Here is a 17,617-nt window from a genome sequence, read left to right as displayed (position 1 = left end):
GGTATAAAGTATTCAAATAATTGGAGTTTATTTCTATTAGTAAATGGATTAGTTTTGATCTAAGTTATTATAAAATGGTATTTAAATCTTGTATTATGAAAAAAAGTTTAGCTATTGCAATTGTTTTTACACTATTCGTTTCAACTGGTTTTTCACAAGTTTCACTAACTCATGGGATGAAAGTAAAATGGTTATCTGGATTAACTTATGGCGTTTCAGGCTATGCTTATGGCGCAGATTCTATCGCTCTGTATGAGATGGTTTTAGATACAGGACTATATAGTATTACCATAAGCACTGCAGGTCCCGCCACAGGAGTTTATACAAACAACGATTTTTATTTTATTCTTACTTTGCCGGCTTTAGGTGATTATACTTTAACGCAACACATCAATACTGAAGGGATAATTGGTGGTCTATATGGTAGTACTTATACTATAGATTCTGATAGTATTCCTTTGACTCCATCGGATTGTCATGCTTCTTTTTTCATTGCACCCGATACGGGAAATGTAAATGATTGGATTTTGTATGATTTTTCTACGAGCTCAGGAGCGTTGACCTACTTGTGGGATTTTGGTGATGGAACTACTTCTACACTTGCAAGCCCCACACATACTTATAGTGCGCTTGGGAATTATATGATTTGTCTTACTATCTCTGATGGGACGTGCACAGATACGTATTGTGACTCTGCATTTCTGGACATTAATCAACCAGGAAGTGGTGTTTTGAGTATTAGAACGATGCAGGTTATTGCTGGAATTGATGATGGTCAAGCAAAATTGAGTTTTGATGTTTTTCCTAATCCAGCAGAAGATGAATTGATAATATCTTGGTCAAATGAAGTTAATGGCAATAATCTAAACATCTCTATTTTCGATTTAATGGGACGTGAATTAAAAAACACAAATGAATCTCCTTCTTCCGCATGGAATAAAATCAATATAGGGCAATTACCCTCAGGGATATATTTGCTTAAAGTTTCCGATGGTAAAATCGCGGGAACAAAACGTTTTATAAAAAAATAAATGAAAAGAGTGTTGAGGAATTTTTCCTCAACACTCTTTTTTAATTTAATCTTTTACTCTATTAAATTTTAGCGCCTTCAGCATCCAATCAGGAAGTGGTTTTGAAGCATCCCGTTTACGCAAATCGAGGTACCATCCTAATTTTTTCATGATTGGGATTTTTTTCGTTTCTACAAATTCAATCAAAGCTCCGTCCGGATCTTCGATATAACTGAAGTGACCTGCGGCTTCCCCCATATCAAATTTTTCTCCACTATCAATCGTGTAAGGATGTCCTTTTGTTGCGCACAATTCTTTCATCGCTTTTTGGTTTCCGATATCAAAGCATAAATGAATAAAGCCTTGATCTCCCCAGAAACGATTTTCGAATATTTTTTTCGGTGTGCGCTCCAAGGTTTTTATCAATTCAATTTCGCTGGCGCCTAATAATTTTGAAAAAGCTCCAGAGCGGGGTTTGCTATGCTTCAATAATACACGGTGAACTTTATGTGTTCCGCTTGGTAGGTTTTTTAAATCATCAAAATTTCCTTGCTTGTCGTACACGACTGTATCATAACCTAGGATATCCGCATAAAATTTTTTAGATTTTTCAATGTCACTTACACCTACCATCATTCCGGATGGACCACCGGTGAGTTGTAAGCCTTTCCCAAACCATGAATCACTTTTTACAACTTGAAAAAGGTTGTTCCATGGATCGCGTAAATAAAACGTATCATTTCCAATAGGATCTTTTACAACATCGGATACAAGGTTTACATTTTTAGATTTTAAGAATTCGTATGAGCCTTTAACATCGCTGGTTTTCATGCGTGCACAATAAAAGCCTAAATCGCCAAGTTGCAATTCGAAGGAGCAAGGTTCTGGTTTGCGACTGGTATATTGCCAGATTTCAAATCCCCCACCACCCTTTAGGTTGATTGCCAATATGGCGTGGCGCATATGCGGTTTGCCACCTGTATAAGGAAGCATTAAGTTCGCTTCGGCAGCTTCTTCAAAAATAGGTATGTCCATTCCGAAATGTTTGGCATACCAATTAAATGCTTCGTGTACATTTGGAATTCCAACACCTACTTGTTGAATTCCTGCTATCGTTGGGACCCCTCCCGACCTCCCCACAGGGGAGGCGTTATTACTTTTTGTCATACTATTTTTTTTGTCCTGTCCCCTCTCCTTTGGGAGAGGGGATTAAGGGGTGAGGTATTATTCGGGTTTCTGTTTTCTAATGAGTTTGGTAAATAAATTCGGAAAAAAGCGTTTTACCCAGATTGCTCTGAGTTCTTTCCCTCCGATAAAAATTTCTGTTGAATTATTTTTAATTCCTCTAAGTACTTGTTCCGCGCAAGCTTCAGCACTTAATCCCTGCGCTTGACTCGGATCCATTTTATTATGTTTTCCACCATTGCCGGTGATGGCATTTACTGATATGTCGGTTTTTATTTTGCCGGGACAAACAAGTAAAACATTCACATGGTCGTTAAATATTTCCATGCGCAAGGCTTCAAAAAATCCATGTAATGCATGTTTGGAAGCGGAGTAGGCTGAACGGAAAAAGAACCCGAATTTGCCTGCAATGCTGCTCATGACAACGATGTGACCGCTTTGCTGTTTAATCATAAACGGTAATACACTCTTTGTGAGAGCAATAGTTCCGAAAAAATTGATTTCCATAATTTTTCGATCGATTTCCATTGGCGTTTCTAAAGTAAGTGAACGCTGACTTATTCCACCGTTATTGATAAGAATATCAATGCGGCCGAATTTATTGATGACCGTTTGTGTGAGTTCATTTGTTTTTGAGGTGTTGGATAAATCCAATGGCAGGATAAGCACATCCGATTCAGGAAGATTCAAAGAGCGTTTTACGCGTTCTAATTCTTCGGTTCTTCGGGCAGAAAGGATGATTTTTGCGCCTTCAGCAGCAAATGCTTTGGCCAGCGCTTCTCCAATGCCGGAGGAGGCTCCTGTTATCCAAACGACCTTATTTTTGGTAGCACTCATTCTTTACAAAAATAGCTTAATTTTTGTATTAATTTTGCGTAAATTTAAACAATAATCGAGGAGACGGATACGGCACGAAATCTGCTAAATCGTCTTATTTAAAAAGGTAAATGAAAAAAATCATCACGCTGTTTTGTATTGTGTTTTTATCGGCATGTACTTCCATTGAAGACAGAGTTGATATTCCGGATACCGTGCTTTCGCAGCAAAAAATGTCAGAAGTACTTGTGGATGTTCATTTGTTGGAAGCGTCACTCAATGTGAATGCTTATAGCAAGGGGCAAGTTATTATGAATAATATTCAACCGGATTCGGATATTTTAAAAAAGAATGCAATAACGAAGGAGCAATACGATAGTAGTTTTAATTTCTATGCTCAAAACCCGATATTACTTGCAGAAGTCTATCAATTGGTGTTGAATAATTTGAGTAAAATGCAAGCAGAAGTAATGACCGGAAAATAATAAGGTCGCTTTAAAATTCAATTTTCTCAATCGGTAAGCCAATTAATCGTGCTATGTGATTTGCTTCATCTACACTCTCGCGATCTCCTTTTTCGTAATACCAGATAATGTGTAATTTTTTTTCTTTTTCAATTACTGATTTACAATTTTCAAAAAAGATAATGAGTAATTTATTGAAGATAGAATTGCAATATTCTATTTTGAGTTCAATAGTGGTGATGTCTTTTGGTCGAGCAAGGTATTTGTCCAACCAGGCATTTAAAGGTTTAAATAGCTGATAAATATCGTTTGAGTAAGCTCTTCCGGAAATTTTTAAAACACCGGTAGAAGCATTGAAATCAATCTCAGGAGTTTCCTTGGTTTTCTCAATAAATAAAGCATCCATTCGTAATAATGATTAGAGTAGTTATCTAATCATAAAAGTACGAAAAATATTATGCTTTTTTTAAAGTAAATGAAAAAACAGTGCCAGCCCCTTCAGTACTCATTACATTAATGGTTTGGTTGTGGGCTTCGATGATGTGTTTAACGATGGCCAATCCTAATCCGGTGCCACCTTGGTCGCGGGAGCGACTTTTATCAACTCTATAAAAACGCTCAAATAGGCGAGGCAAATGTTCTTTTTCAATTCCGATTCCATTGTCGGCTATTTCCACCATCACATTGTCTCCGGTATCATAGAAACGAATTTTTGTTTCACCGTATTCTTTGCCATATTTAACGGAGTTCACAATTAAATTCACCAGTACTTGACGAATTCTGAATCGGTCGGCATAAACAAATATGGATTTAGAGTCTTCCGGAAGTGTAAGGATAATTCCTTTCGCAGTGGCTTTCATTTCTTGTGCTTCTGCAACATCTTTTGCAAGCGCAAGGATGTCAAAACGTTCCGGCTCAATCTGTAATTCTCCTGTTTCAAGTTGTGAAATGGCTTCTAAGTCATCTACAATAGTAATCATTCGGTCGATGCTTTTTTCAGCTCGTTCCAGGTAGTTTCTGTTGATGGAGGGGTCTTCCAAGCCGCCATCCAATAAGGTGAGTACATATCCCTGAATATTGAAAATGGGTGTTTTAAGTTCGTGTGAAACATTGCCCAAAAATTCCTTTCTATAAACCTCTAGTTTTTTCAGTCGCTCAATCTCATCTTTTCGATCGTCCGCCCACGCTTTTATTTCCAAATCCAGATTGTGAATTTCGTTGTTGGTGTAGTTAGGATTCGGTGACGGGTTATCACTATTCGCTCGATAGTTTTTTACTGTATTTAATAAGCGGTTGATTTTCTTTAAGATAAATGCATTTGCAAATAAAAGGAACAAGAACGTAGAAGAAAGGGCTCCAATTAAACCACCTATCGCACCAATTTCTTTTATGCCGTAATCACTGGGAAGACAGATATACATTAGGAAATAAATTAGCCCAGATATAAGAATGGCCGCAATTAGTAGTGCAATTTTGGGTGAAATTGATTTCATTTAAAAGTATTGAATCTAAAACAAATTTAATGAATTAAACACATGAAATTTTTATAATCCTCGTAAATCAGTTTAATCTTTGTCAGCTGTGTTCAATCTAAAATTCAAACTTGTAACCAATTCCTTTTACAGTCTTAATGAAATCTTCGCCTAGTTTTTCGCGTAATTTACGGATGTGAACATCAATTGTTCGGTCGCCAACCACTACATCTCCGCCCCAAACTTTGTCTAAAATAACATCTCTTGTAAATACTTTTCCTGGTTTAGATGCGAGTAACGCTAATAATTCAAATTCTTTTTTAGGAAGGTTAATTTCTTTGCCGTCTTGGATAATTAAATAACGTTCTCTGTCAATTTTAATTCCTCCCATATCCACTTTGTCAGTGGATTTACTGCTGTCAGAACTTGCTCCTCTTCTTAGCAAAGCTTTTATTCTGCTAATCAATACTCTTGGCTTGATCGGCTTGTTGATGTAGTCATCAGCGCCTACGTCAAATCCGGCAATTTGCGAATAATCTTCGCTTCTGGCCGTTAAAAAAGCAATCATTACATCTTTCAATCCCGGAATTTCGCGGATTTCACGACACGTTTCAATGCCATCCATGTCAGGCATCATCACATCCAATATAATTAAATGAGGATTTTCTTTTTTTGCAACAGCTACGGCTTCTTTACCATTGTTGGCTGTAAATACGTTGTATCCCTCTTTCTTAAGATTGTAGCTTAAGAATTCCAAAATATCCGGTTCATCGTCTACCAACAGTATTTTGTATTCGTTATTATTCATAGTACTTGTTTTTAAATTCAGTGTAAAGTTCTTGTTTCGTTGTAATAGCAGTGTTAAATCAAGATTAATATAATATTAACAAACGCGTGTATCTACTTATTTTACTTAACACTAGTTTAATTTTTGATTAACCCTATCTTGACTTTCACTCGGTTACTTTGTAGGCGAATTAAATGAATTTAAAATGAAATTGAAATTTTTTATTACGCTTGTTATCCTTGTTATTACAAAGGTAACGTTTTCTCAAAACTCCAGCATAAAAGGGAAGGTAATTGATGAAAAGACAGGAGAAACCTTACCAGGAGCAGTTGTTGTTTTAAAAGGGACAACAACAGGTGGGAATACCGATTTAGATGGTGCTTTTAGCATCAATAACCTTGCACCGGGCAGTTATTCCATTGAATGTAAATTGATTTCCTATAATACCAAGATATTAACCGATATTCAAGTAAAAGCCGGTGAGCCAACAATTATTTCTATTTCTATGGGATCGGCATCTACAGATTTGGGCGTGATAGAAGTTACTGCAACTGTTAGTAAGGAAACAAATACCAATTTATTAAATCTTCAAAAAAACAATGCGAGTTTATCCGATGGTATTTCATCAGAAAGTATAAAACGCTCACCGGACAAAAGTACGAGTGATGTTATTAAACGTGTCAGTGGTGCAAGTATTCAGGATAATAAGTTTGTAATTATTCGTGGTTTAAGTGATCGATATAACACAGCAATGGTAAATGGATTGCCTTTGCCTTCAACTGAGCCAGACAGAAAAGCTTTCTCATTTGACATCTTTCCTTCCAATATGTTGGATAATATGATTATCTATAAAACGGCAAGTCCTGATTTACCAGGAGATTTTGCAGGTGGTGTTATTCAGATTAATACAAAAGATATTCCGGAAGATAATTTTATCAGTATCTCTGCTGGTGCAGGATACAATACACAGTCTACTTTTAAAGAATATAAAACGTATGATGGTGGAAAAAGAGATTGGTTGGGCATGGATGATGGCAAACGAGCGATGCCAGAAGGCTTACCATCTACGGATGAATACATTCTTCAATTGTCTACAATAAGTACACGTTTCGAGGCGAGCAAAATGTTTGAAAATGATTGGGCTATTAAAACAAAAAACTCATCACCACTTGCACAAAGCTACCAATTGGCGTTTGGTTATAATGATTCACTTTTTAAAAATGATTTTGGTGTTGTAGGTGCGATTACTTACAACAATAGCAGAAAGCTCCAAACCATCCATCGTCAAGATTTTAATCCGGATTTATCACAATTGTTTAAATATGATGATAGTGTATACAAGGAGAATATTTTATGGGGTGCAATGTTGAATTTTGCTTATAAGATTGGGAATAATCATAAAATCGCTTTTAAGAACATGTATAGCACCAATTCCGAAGATGCTGTGATTGATTGTATAGGAGTGAATTATGAAAATGATTAATTGAATTATGCTACTTTGATGCAGTATACAAGTAATACATTGTTATCAAATCAATTGTGCGGTGATCATTTAATATCGAAAATGAAACTGAAATTAAAATGGGGTGTTGCATACAATAATACAAAGCGTATCGTTCCTGATTTGAGACGAATGTTCTATTATAAAAATTTAACTCCTGCTGGTTCAGAATCCGATAGCGTTTTCACTGCTTATGTGCCTTTTGGTGTTGTTTCAAATAGTTATGCAGGAAAATTCTATTCGAAATTAGATGAAAATCTGAGAGCAGCTTATTTAGATTTAGCTATTCCTTTCGAATTGTTTAAGCAAAAACAAACATTAAAAATTGGTGGAACAGCACAATATAAAAATCGTTCATTTGACGCACGGGTATTTGGTTATGCAGTGAATAATGTATCTACTTTTGATTGGAATTTATTAACGTTGCCACAAGATTCTATTTTTGCTGAAGCAAATATTGGCCCGAATGGGTTTAAAGTGGGTGAGTTGAAAAATCCTTCAAATTCTTATTCGGCAAGTTCCAATTTAACTTCAGGTTATATTTTGTTGGATGATAATTTTGGAAAAAAAATCAGATTGGTTTGGGGAGCGAGAGTAGAAAATTATCGTCAGGTTCTTAATTCAATGTCTTATGGAGGTTCTCCGATTGTTATAGATACAGCCTATTTTGATGTATTACCATCCTTTAATTTTACCTATGCGTTAACTGAAAAAATTAATATCCGTGCAGCAGGATCTCGTACCGTTGCTCGCCCTGAATTTAGAGAGTTGGCTCCGTTTACATTTTACGATTTTAATACCTCCGCTGCTGTTGTTGGAAATCCTGCATTGGTAAGAACAAATATTACCAATGCCGATGTTCGATTTGAATGGTATCCAGGTTCAGGCCAACTGTTTTCAGCAACTGGATTCTATAAGCAATTTCAAAATCCAATTGAACAAATTATTGATTTATCTGCAGGAGCAGGTAGTCGAATTTACACCTATCAAAATGTAATTGGAGCAACAAATTATGGTTTTGAAGCGGAAGTTCGATTTAAATTAAACTTATTGGATACATTGTTTCATACAAAACAGTTCGATCATTTTACATTGTTTACCAATTATACATTTATTAAATCAGAAGTAGATTTGTCAAATGTTGCAACTGCTGTTACCGAAGAAGAAAAGCACAGACCAATGCAAGGGCAGTCGCCTTATATTATCAATGCTGGAATACAATATTTAAATAACGATATCGGTTTAGGCGTAAGTTTGTTGTATAATAAGATAGGAAGAAGAATCTTTTTAGTCGGTTCAAACGGGTATAGAAATATTTATGAAACACCAAGAGATTTATTTGATATTCAAATTACAAAAAGGTTCTTAAAAAATGGTGAAGTGAAATTTAACATCAATGATATTTTTAACCAGGAATCAGTTTTTTATCAAGATCAGAATGAATCTAAAAAATATGAAGAAGATAAAGACACGAAAATTACCGGTATAAGATACGGTGCAAATTATTCTTTATCCATTTCCTACAAATTCTAAATTTAATTTCTTTAAAAAGTCATCTCCGTTCAAAGAGATGACTTTTTTTGGCAATGTAAATTTCACCCCCTCGTAACCTTGTGTTAAAATAAGGTTGACTTATTCATAAAGCGGAGATAACAATCACGCAAGATAGCGCATCTACTTTTACATCGTTTTAGTACTACTCTTATTGTTATTAAAACGGGTAATGCCGCTTCCCTCAAACACGGTAACAAAATAAAAATATTATAAAATGAAAAAAATTTTACTAATGAGCGCCATGTTGCTGGGTGGAATATTCAGTGCAAATGCTCAAATTACAGTTTCAGGTGATATTACCACAAATACCACTTGGACAAAAAACAACATTTATATGTTGACGGGTGGATTTGTTTATGTTACAAGTAATGCAACATTAACAATTGAAGCAGGAACATTAATTAAAGGAAATGCATCTACGTTGATTATCACTCGTGGTGCAAAAATTATGACTAATGGAACTCAAACAGAACCAATTGTTTTTACATCTTATCAACCAGCAGGATCAAGAGCTCCAGGTGATTGGGGTGGAATTATTCTTTGTGGTAAAGCACCAATCAACGATCCGGCAGGTTCTCGCCTTGCAGAAGGTGGAATTGATCCTGTAAAAGGATTGTATGGTGGAACAGACCCGAACGACAATTCAGGTATTCTTAATTATGTTCGCATTGAGTATGCGGGTATAGCCTATTTACCAAATAACGAAACAAATGGTTTAACCATGGGTGGAGTTGGTATGGGAACTACAATTGATTACGTTCAAGTAATTCATGGTGGTGATGATGCTTTTGAATGGTTTGGTGGAACTGTAAACTGTAAACATTTGGTTTCATCAAGAGGCGTTGATGATCATTTTGATACAGATTACGGATTTAGCGGAAAAATTCAATTCGCAGTTGCATTAGCTGATTCTGCTGTTGCAGATATCTCTGGATCAAATGGTTTTGAGTCAGATAATGATGCTGGTGGAAGTACAAATGCTCCATTAACACATCCGATTTTCACAAATGTTTCTTTTTTCGGACCTAAAAAAACTGCAACTACAACTATTAATGGTAACCATAAACGTGGTGCTCATTTAAGAAGAAGTACTGCTTTATGTGTTTACAATTCATTCTTTGCAGGTTTTCCTACAGGATTAAAATTAGAATCTGATAACTCTGCAAATAATGCAAAATTTAATTCATTACAATATAAAAACAATATCATTGCAGGTTGTCCGCAAGTAATCGATTCAGCAGGTTTAACAATTACATGGGGTGCACCATACAATTCAGTTTTAGGATGGTTCAATTTCCCTGCAAACGGAAATTCAACTTTGCCGAATAGTTTAGATATTATGGCTACAAATCCATATAGCTATACGAATCCAAATTTCTTATTGATGGCTGGTTCTCCTGCTTTAACAGGTGCTAGTTTTTCTAGCCCGAATTTATCGGATCCATTCTTTACACCAACAACTTACCGTGGTGCATTTGATGGTGTGAATGATTGGACTAAATGCTGGACAAATTTTGACCCGCAAAATACTCCTTATACTACAGCTGGAATTAATTATTTAGCTGTAAATGTTACAACAAGTGGTTCAACAACTTTTTGTGCTGGCGGTTCTGTTACATTAACTTCTGATGCAACTTCAGGAAACGTTTGGAGCACTTCAGCAACTACATCTTCTATTAACGTTACAGCTTCAGGAAGTTATTCTGTTACTGTTTCGAACGCAGCTGGTTGTGTTGTTACAACTTCACCAATTGTTGTTACTGTGAATGCTTTACCAACTCCAACTGTTACTGCAGGTGGACCTACAACTTTTTGTGCTGGTGGTTCAGTTACTTTATCTACGGGAACATTCCCTACCTATTCTTGGTCAAGTGGAGCAACAACTTCTTCAGCTGTAATTTCTACAGGTGGAAATCAAACAGTAACCGTTACTGATGCGAATGGTTGTGTTGGAACTTCGCCAATTACAGCGATTACAGTTAATCCATTACCAAGTGTTCCAACTATTTCTGCAGGTGGCCCAACTTCTTTCTGTACAGGTGGATCAGTTGTTTTAACATCAAGCTATACTGGTGGAAACACATGGTCAACTTCAGCTACAACAGATGCAATTACTGTTAATAGTACTGGAAGTTATTCTGTAACACAAACTGATGTAAATGGTTGTTCTTCTACATCTGTTGCAACAAATGTGAATGTAAGTAGTGCACCACTTCCAACAGTAAGTGTTGCTGGGTCAACAGCGCTTTGTGCTGGTGAATCCGTTACATTGTCTGCTTCAACTGCTGATACCTATTTATGGAGCCCTGGTGGACAAACAACACAAACAATTGTTGTTACTGCTGCTGGTACTTACAATGTAACAACAACTAATGCAGATGCTTGTGATGGTGTTGGTACTTCATCTAATACAGTTGTTACTGTTAACCCTGTTCCAACTGCTGCAGGTGCTGTCGCATCTACAACTGGATTTAACGTTACATTCTCGAACACATCTTCAGGTGCAACTTCTTATTCATGGGATTTTGGTGACTTGTCAAGTTCATCTGCTACCGCTCCTGTTCATGCGTATGCATCTAACGGAACCTATACAGTTACATTGATTGCTTCCAATGGCGCATGTTCTGATACAATTACTTTTAATACAACATTATCTGTTGGTGTTGAAGAAATTCAAACAATCGCAGGTGTGAATTTGTATCCAAATCCAGTTCGTCAAGAAGCAACAATTGATGTGAACTTGAATGAAGCAACAAATGTTTCTGTATTTGTTTATGACATCACTGGAAAAGTTGTTGCAAATGTATTTGACGGACAAATGGACGCTGGTATGACTACTTTAAAAGTTGATGCGTCTAATTTAGAAGCAGGTATCTATTTTACAACAATTGTATCAAATAATGCTAAAAAGACTTTAAAAATGGTTGTTGTTAAATAATTAATTTGATTAGTGCTTTTATCAAACACCCTCACAAAATTGTGAGGGTGTTTTTTTTGTTATTAATAATTACTTAATAGTAAAAACATATTTAAGATTTGACACCATCGTATTTTTGATAAAAAAGAAAAAATGAATACACCATTGAAAATATTAATAGTCGATGACGAACCGGATATTCTTGAATTCTTGTCTTATAATTTCCGTAGGAAGGGGTTTGAGGTAATTGTTGCAAATGACGGTATAGAAGGCTTGGATCTGGCAATTGCAGAATGCCCTCATCTAATCATTTCTGATATTTTAATGCCCAAATTAGATGGGATAGAAATGTGCAAAGCCATTAGAAAAATCGAACAGTTTTACCGAATCCCATTTATTTTTTTAACGGCTGTTTCTGATGATTATAAAGTAATGTACGCAATGTCTTCCGGAGCAGACCAGTTTGCTTCAAAACCAATCCGATTTGAATACCTGCATACCTTAGTTAATCAGTTAATGGAGGAGAAAGCCGCTTAAAATTGCGTTTTTTACCATTTCATAAGATTTGATTAACCTTATTTTTTCATCAGAAACATATTTTTGTAGCACAAACAATAAATTGAAAAGCATGGAAAGTTTGAAGAGTGTTTTGTTAGTATTTGATGATTCGAAAGAACTTGAGTTTATTGAAGAACAACTTGTTGAAAATGATTTCCAGGTTTATAAATGCAATACTTTAAATGATGCATTGGTATTGGCAGAAAGAAAGATTCCTAATTTAATTGTTATAAACACAAACGATTCTGAAATCAATATACAATCGTTTATTGGTAAAGTAAAAACAGATCGACTGAAAGATTCAATATTGTTAAGTTTAATTGAGTTGGAAGATTTTTTGAAGGTTTCCTCCAAAGAACATTTTGTTGTAAAGCCGGTTCGCCCAAAACTATTACTAAGTTTAATTAGAAGCATGATGAATCGCGAAAAAATTAATTGGCTTCCTTCTTTTCATTGATTTTTAAATATTCCTTAATTATTCCGTAATACCTTGGTGATATCACATTCCTATTTTTGTGATGTGATAAAGTTAATATCTATTAGATGTCAATGAGTTATGTGAAAAACATAATTCATCCTTTAACCGAAGCCAATCGCTTTGTCAGCATTCTACCCCCTTTATTTTTCTTCCAGTTATTAATTAAATATATTCTAAAATGAAAACAATTTTATTTTGGTTTCAGGCGCTTGTTATTCGAGTTCTAATGAAACAACTTTCTGCATTGTATTCACCTTTTAAGTCAAACCAGCTTAAGAATGTAACTGATTATTAAATGACAGTGGTATGAAAGTTAAAAAGCGAGAGGTTGATGTAGTTGTTATTTCTGACATTCATTTGGGAACCTATGGTTGCCATGCTAAGGAATTGCTACAGTATTTAAAAAGTATCAAACCAAAGAAAATAATATTGAATGGTGATATTATAGATATTTGGCAATTCAACAAACGTTATTGGCCTTCCAGTCATATGCAGGTAATCAAGCATATTACCGGATTAATTGCAAAAGATGTGAAAGTGTATTACGTGACAGGAAATCATGATGAGATGCTTCGAAAATTTGTTGGCTTCAAAATGGGATCTTTGAAAATTGTTAACAAGGTGATTTTAAATATTGATGGTAAAAAAGCTTGGATTTTTCACGGAGATGTATTTGATGTAACAATGAAGCATGCAAAATGGTTGGCAAGGTTGGGAGCTGTTGGGTATGATACATTAATTGTAATTAATAGAGCTGTAAATTTTATTTCGCAAAAAATGGGAAAGGGGAAGATTTCTCTTTCAAAAAAAATCAAGAATAGTGTTAAAGGTGCAGTTAAGTTTATAAATGCATTTGAACAGACGGCTGCAGATATTGGTATTTCAAATGAATATGATTTTGTCATATGTGGACATATTCATCAACCTGAAATCAGAGAGATTAAAAATGATATGGGCTCAATAACCTATCTGAATTCAGGAGATTGGATAGAAAATTTAACCTCTTTAGAGTATAACGATGGTCAGTGGAGTATTTATAAATACCAGGAGGATTTAGTGGCACAGTCGATTGACCTTTCAGATAAAAATTATGTTAATCTGAATAAGGTTCAATTGTTTGAAAATTTGGTAGAAGAGTTTAATTTAATGAAACGTGCTTAAAAAAATTATATATGAAAATATTATACGCTATTCAAGGCACTGGAAACGGACATTTAAGTCGCGCACGAGACATTATACCAATACTTCAGAAAAAAGGAGAGGTAGACATCCTAGTGAGTGGAATTCAAGCGGATGTAAGTTTACCTTTTCCAATTAAATTTCGATTAAAGGGATTAAGCTTTGTATTTGGAAAAAATGGAGGGGTAGATATTGTAAGTACTTACTTAAAAATGGATACGCGCGAATTATTAAAAGACATTGAAAAAGTACCTATTGAGGAATACGACTTAATTATTAATGATTTCGAGCCGATAACAGCATGGGCATGCAAACAAAAAGGGTTGCAATGCGTTTCCTTGAGCCATCAATGTGCTGTATTGTCGGCAAATGCCCCAAAACCTAAAAAGAAAGATCCACTTGGACGGATGGTCCTTAAATATTATGCGCCTACAACATCGCAATATGGATTCCATTTTTCAAAATTTGATAAAAATGTTTTTACACCTGTAATACGGAAAGAGATAAGAGATTTAAAGCCTGTTAATAATCGTCATTATACTGTTTATTTACCTGCATATGACGATGAGCGATTGCTTAAAAACTTGCGAAAGTTTAAAACTATTCAATGGGATGTGTTTAGTAAACACAATAAGAAAGTGATTAAAGAAGGAAATATAACAATACAGCCAATCAATAACGAAGCATTTGTAAAAAGTTTAGCGACCAGTAAGGGTGTTCTGTGTGGGGCTGGTTTCGAAACACCTGCTGAAGCATTGTTTTTAAAAAAGAAGTTATTGGTAATTCCAATGAAAACGCAGTATGAACAGCAATGTAACGCAGCCGCTTTAAAAGTAATGGGTGTTCCGGTAATAAAAAGTTTAAAGAAAAAACATCATTCGGTAATTAAAGATTGGTTGGAATATGGTAAAGTTATAAGTGTTGATTATCCAGATATTACAGAACAGATTATAAATACACTGATTGCCAATCACTACCATAAAAAGAATATTATTCGAGATTTTAAATGGAATAATATTGCTCAATTTGCTCGGGTATAATTTTTTGTAATTATATGTTAGATAAAAAGCAATTTGGAAGTGATTTTAAGTGGGGTGTTTCTACTGCTGCATACCAAATCGAAGGAGCGCATGATAAAGATGGAAAAGGTGATTCTATCTGGGACACTTTTTCAAATCAAAAGAAACGAATATTGAATAATCATAATGGAAATCATGCTTGCGATTTTTATAATCGCTATAAAGATGATTTGCAATTAATGAGTTATTTAAATATTCCAAATTTTCGTTTTTCATTTTCTTGGTCTCGTATTCTTCCTTCTGGTTTCGGTACAGCAAATAATAAGGGGGTAGATTTTTATGATCGATTAATAGATTATTCACTTGAATTGGGCATCGAACCTTGGGTTACTTTGTATCATTGGGATTTGCCCCAAGCTCTAGAGAATAAAGGTGGTTGGGTAAACCGAGATATTGTTGGTTGGTTTTCTGATTATGCTGAATTGTGTGCTAAAAAATTTGGTGATCGGGTTAATAATTGGATGATTCTGAATGAACCCATGGTATTCACTGGTGCTGGTTATTTCTTAGGAGTGCATGCACCGGGAAGAAAAGGGTTGAGAAATTTTATACCTGCTGTCCACCATGCTTCATTATGCCAGTCTGTTGGTGGAAGAGTCATTAAAAGTGCTTTGCCGACAGCACAGATTGGGACAACATTTTCATGTTCGCATTTAGAACCCAATACAAACTCTGAAAAAGATAAATTGGCAACAAAGAAAGTAGATGCTTTACTTAATCGCTTGTTCATTGAACCTTCATTAGGGTTAGGTTATCCAATTAATGATTTAAAATTGTTAGATAGAATTTACAAATATTATTTACCCAATGACGAGCTACTTTTAAAATTTGATTTTGATTTTATTGGAATTCAAAATTATACCCGCGAAATTGTTTCTCATTCTTATTTTGTTCCACTTCTAAATGCTAAGCTTGTGAAAGCGGAAAAACGAAAGGTTCCAATTACACTCATGAATTGGGAGGTTTATCCGGATGCAATGTATCAAGTTTTAAAAAATATGATGCATATCCGCAAATTAAGAAAATCATTATTACTGAAAATGGATCAGCATTTAATGATGTGGTATTTGATGGAAAGATAAATGATGAATTGAGGACAAATTATTTAAAAAGTCACATTCATGAAGTACTTCGCGCAAAAAATGATGGAGTAAAAGTGGGTGGTTATTTTGTTTGGACTTTTTTAGATAATTTTGAATGGGCAGAGGGGTTTTATCCTCGTTTCGGTTTAGTGCATACCAATTTTAGAACACAAGAGCGTATAGTAAAGCAATCCGGTAATTGGTATAAGCAATTTTTGCAATTTGATTAATTTACAGCTCAACTCCAACCACTAAAACATCATCTGTCTGTTCTGTATTGTTTTTCCATTCATGAAACAAGCGCTCAAGTTCCAATTGTTGTGTTTGCATGGATAGTTTTGACGTTTTATGTAAGGTGGACTTAAATTTTTTAGTCATGAACTTTTTATCGTTTGGCCCACCGAATTGATCTGCATATCCATCGCTGCACAAATACAAGCGATCCCCTTTTTGGAAATTAATACTTTGGCTTTCATATCTTCTAATTGACTCTAAGTTCATTCCACCAATTGGATAGTGAGAGCCATCAATACTTGTAAAGTCGTTTTGTGAAACATGATACAGTGGTCGTAATGCACCAGAATAGGTTAAGAAATTTGTTTCGTAATCGATGCTGCAAAGTGATATGTCCATGCCATCAAATGGTCGTTTATCTTCATCAATAAAATCATTGGAATAGTCAAATGCCTTTTTTAATTTATGATCTAATCTTTGAAGAATATGGGAAACATCTGTGTTTTTTTCTTCAATAACAATTTGATTCAATAGACTGATGCCCAATACTGACATGAAAGCACCGGGTATTCCATGTCCTGTGCAGTCTGCAACTGCTAAGATGGTTTTATTTTCAATTTTAGTAAACCAATAAAAATCACCACTAACAATGTCTTTGGGTTTGAATAATATGAAAGATTCTGGAAATAATCGGAATAAGTGTTTTTCCTTCAACATCATTCCTTCTTGAATCCTTTTTGCATAAATAATACTGTTGTTTAATTCTTCATTTTTTATAATTTTCGTTTTTTCCTTCAGCGCAATTTTGGTTTCATTTTCATACGCTGCTTTTATGGAATCTGTTTGAAATAGTTTGTTTGTAATTGTTTTCCAGAAATCGTTGTATTTCTGAAAATTATTTTTCGATAATGTTACTTCCGCCATAGTCTTGCTTGTTAGGCGACAATGTTAGGGAACTCCTTTATATAAAAGCTTTTTTGGATATCAATAAATTGTTAATATAGAGTAGTTATATCATTTCAATTATTAACCGGTATAAATTATCGACCAGTATTGCTTTTTAATATCCTTTTGAGATAATAGAAATAAACATAATGGTCGTTTAATTTATATTTAATGATATTCGGAAAAGTTTTTATTTACTTAGCGGGAATATAATTGTAATATAATTTCTAGTAATGGTAATGATGTTGAATGATTGTTTTAACATCGGAAACATTTTTAATGCTTCTTTTTTACTTAGATTTTACATAGTGAGTCTTATTTATAAGTATACAATAATATTCTCCTCTTATTCACTT

15 protein-coding genes and 1 pseudogene are annotated in these 17,617 nt (G+C 34.7%); 10 read left to right on the top strand and 6 right to left on the bottom strand.

What is annotated here, in order from left to right:
* Positions 1–95: 95 nt before the first annotated feature.
* Positions 96–1,031, top strand: a complete 936-nt coding sequence (locus IPP64_15185; GenBank protein MBL0330711.1) for a T9SS type A sorting domain-containing protein — start codon at positions 96–98, stop codon at positions 1,029–1,031.
* Positions 1,032–1,076: 45 nt separating this feature from the next.
* Here IPP64_15185 and IPP64_15180 read toward each other — a convergent pair whose 3' ends face one another.
* Together IPP64_15180 and IPP64_15175 are read right to left on the bottom strand one after the other, a co-directional pair.
* Complete coding sequence (locus IPP64_15180; protein MBL0330710.1) at positions 1,077–2,177, bottom strand: VOC family protein; 1,101 nt, start codon at positions 2,175–2,177, stop codon at positions 1,077–1,079.
* A gap of 57 nt (positions 2,178–2,234) precedes the next feature.
* Positions 2,235–3,032: an SDR family oxidoreductase gene (locus tag IPP64_15175; protein MBL0330709.1), complete on the bottom strand. Its 798-nt coding sequence runs from the start codon at positions 3,030–3,032 to the stop codon at positions 2,235–2,237.
* Between the two features lie 110 nt (positions 3,033–3,142).
* On the opposite strand from IPP64_15175, the gene IPP64_15170 reads away from it, so the two are divergent.
* Positions 3,143–3,496 carry a DUF4296 domain-containing protein gene (locus IPP64_15170; GenBank protein ID MBL0330708.1) on the top strand — a complete coding sequence of 118 codons (354 nt, stop codon included), beginning with the start codon at positions 3,143–3,145 and terminating at the stop codon, positions 3,494–3,496.
* A 10-nt stretch (positions 3,497–3,506) separates the two neighbouring features.
* Here IPP64_15170 and IPP64_15165 read toward each other — a convergent pair whose 3' ends face one another.
* The 3 genes from IPP64_15165 to IPP64_15155 all read right to left on the bottom strand — a co-directional run bounded on the left by IPP64_15165 (position 3,507) and on the right by IPP64_15155 (position 5,755).
* Entirely contained in the window at positions 3,507–3,881 is a 375-nt protein-coding gene (locus IPP64_15165) for a DUF1987 domain-containing protein (protein MBL0330707.1), read from the bottom strand.
* Positions 3,882–3,930: 49 nt separating this feature from the next.
* Positions 3,931–4,968 (bottom strand): sensor histidine kinase, encoded by a 1,038-nt coding sequence (locus IPP64_15160; protein ID MBL0330706.1) that lies wholly within the window; start codon positions 4,966–4,968, stop codon positions 3,931–3,933.
* A 97-nt stretch (positions 4,969–5,065) separates the two neighbouring features.
* Positions 5,066–5,755 (bottom strand): response regulator transcription factor, encoded by a 690-nt coding sequence (locus IPP64_15155; protein MBL0330705.1) that lies wholly within the window; start codon positions 5,753–5,755, stop codon positions 5,066–5,068.
* 184 nt (positions 5,756–5,939) lie between these two features.
* Between IPP64_15155 and IPP64_15150 the strand changes: the two genes are divergently transcribed.
* From IPP64_15150 to IPP64_15115, 8 genes and pseudogenes are all read left to right on the top strand, one after another.
* The gene (locus IPP64_15150) at positions 5,940–7,217 is read left to right on the top strand and encodes a carboxypeptidase-like regulatory domain-containing protein (protein MBL0330704.1); all 1,278 of its coding nucleotides are present in this window, start codon (positions 5,940–5,942) and stop codon (positions 7,215–7,217) included.
* 81 nt (positions 7,218–7,298) lie between these two features.
* Entirely contained in the window at positions 7,299–8,768 is a 1,470-nt protein-coding gene (locus IPP64_15145; protein ID MBL0330703.1) for a TonB-dependent receptor, read from the top strand.
* A 235-nt stretch (positions 8,769–9,003) separates the two neighbouring features.
* Entirely contained in the window at positions 9,004–11,727 is a 2,724-nt protein-coding gene (locus tag IPP64_15140; protein ID MBL0330702.1) for a T9SS type A sorting domain-containing protein, read from the top strand.
* 132 nt (positions 11,728–11,859) lie between these two features.
* The gene (locus tag IPP64_15135) at positions 11,860–12,243 is read left to right on the top strand and encodes a response regulator (protein MBL0330701.1); all 384 of its coding nucleotides are present in this window, start codon (positions 11,860–11,862) and stop codon (positions 12,241–12,243) included.
* Between the two features lie 91 nt (positions 12,244–12,334).
* Positions 12,335–12,721 carry a response regulator transcription factor gene (locus tag IPP64_15130; protein ID MBL0330700.1) on the top strand — a complete coding sequence of 129 codons (387 nt, stop codon included), beginning with the start codon at positions 12,335–12,337 and terminating at the stop codon, positions 12,719–12,721.
* Positions 12,722–13,048: 327 nt separating this feature from the next.
* Positions 13,049–13,903 (top strand): UDP-2,3-diacylglucosamine diphosphatase, encoded by an 855-nt coding sequence (locus IPP64_15125; protein MBL0330699.1) that lies wholly within the window; start codon positions 13,049–13,051, stop codon positions 13,901–13,903.
* Positions 13,904–13,914: 11 nt separating this feature from the next.
* Positions 13,915–14,961, top strand: a complete 1,047-nt coding sequence (locus IPP64_15120; GenBank protein ID MBL0330698.1) for a glycosyl transferase — start codon at positions 13,915–13,917, stop codon at positions 14,959–14,961.
* A 14-nt stretch (positions 14,962–14,975) separates the two neighbouring features.
* A pseudogene (locus IPP64_15115) lies at positions 14,976–16,312 on the top strand (beta-glucosidase).
* Position 16,313: 1 nt separating this feature from the next.
* Here the strand turns inward: IPP64_15115 and IPP64_15110 are convergent.
* Positions 16,314–17,240, bottom strand: coding sequence for a serine/threonine-protein phosphatase (locus IPP64_15110; GenBank protein ID MBL0330697.1), 927 nt, complete (start codon positions 17,238–17,240; stop codon positions 16,314–16,316).
* Positions 17,241–17,617: the final 377 nt, after the last annotated feature.

The sequence above is a fragment of the Bacteroidota bacterium genome, from assembly GCA_016722565.1.
In the GTDB taxonomy this organism is placed as follows: domain Bacteria; phylum Bacteroidota; class Bacteroidia; order 2-12-FULL-35-15; family 2-12-FULL-35-15; genus 2-12-FULL-35-15.
This window is presented reverse-complemented; position numbering and strand designations above follow the sequence as displayed.

Excerpts from the sequence above, each read along its gene's own strand:
- IPP64_15120 (MBL0330698.1), top strand. The coding sequence starts at position 13,915 with ATGAAAATATTATACGCTATTCAAGGCACTGGAAACGGACATTTAAGT.
- IPP64_15135 (MBL0330701.1), top strand. The coding sequence starts at position 11,860 with ATGAATACACCATTGAAAATATTAATAGTCGATGACGAACCGGATATT.
- IPP64_15155 (MBL0330705.1), bottom strand. The coding sequence starts at position 5,755 with ATGAATAATAACGAATACAAAATACTGTTGGTAGACGATGAACCGGAT.
- IPP64_15165 (MBL0330707.1), bottom strand. The coding sequence starts at position 3,881 with ATGGATGCTTTATTTATTGAGAAAACCAAGGAAACTCCTGAGATTGAT.
- IPP64_15160 (MBL0330706.1), bottom strand. The coding sequence starts at position 4,968 with ATGAAATCAATTTCACCCAAAATTGCACTACTAATTGCGGCCATTCTT.
- IPP64_15150 (MBL0330704.1), top strand. The coding sequence starts at position 5,940 with ATGAAATTGAAATTTTTTATTACGCTTGTTATCCTTGTTATTACAAAG.
- IPP64_15145 (MBL0330703.1), top strand. The coding sequence starts at position 7,299 with ATGAAACTGAAATTAAAATGGGGTGTTGCATACAATAATACAAAGCGT.
- IPP64_15175 (MBL0330709.1), bottom strand. The coding sequence starts at position 3,032 with ATGAGTGCTACCAAAAATAAGGTCGTTTGGATAACAGGAGCCTCCTCC.
- IPP64_15130 (MBL0330700.1), top strand. The coding sequence starts at position 12,335 with ATGGAAAGTTTGAAGAGTGTTTTGTTAGTATTTGATGATTCGAAAGAA.
- IPP64_15125 (MBL0330699.1), top strand. The coding sequence starts at position 13,049 with ATGAAAGTTAAAAAGCGAGAGGTTGATGTAGTTGTTATTTCTGACATT.
- IPP64_15185 (MBL0330711.1), top strand. The coding sequence starts at position 96 with ATGAAAAAAAGTTTAGCTATTGCAATTGTTTTTACACTATTCGTTTCA.
- IPP64_15110 (MBL0330697.1), bottom strand. The coding sequence starts at position 17,240 with ATGGCGGAAGTAACATTATCGAAAAATAATTTTCAGAAATACAACGAT.
- IPP64_15180 (MBL0330710.1), bottom strand. The coding sequence starts at position 2,177 with ATGACAAAAAGTAATAACGCCTCCCCTGTGGGGAGGTCGGGAGGGGTC.
- IPP64_15140 (MBL0330702.1), top strand. The coding sequence starts at position 9,004 with ATGAAAAAAATTTTACTAATGAGCGCCATGTTGCTGGGTGGAATATTC.
- IPP64_15170 (MBL0330708.1), top strand. The coding sequence starts at position 3,143 with ATGAAAAAAATCATCACGCTGTTTTGTATTGTGTTTTTATCGGCATGT.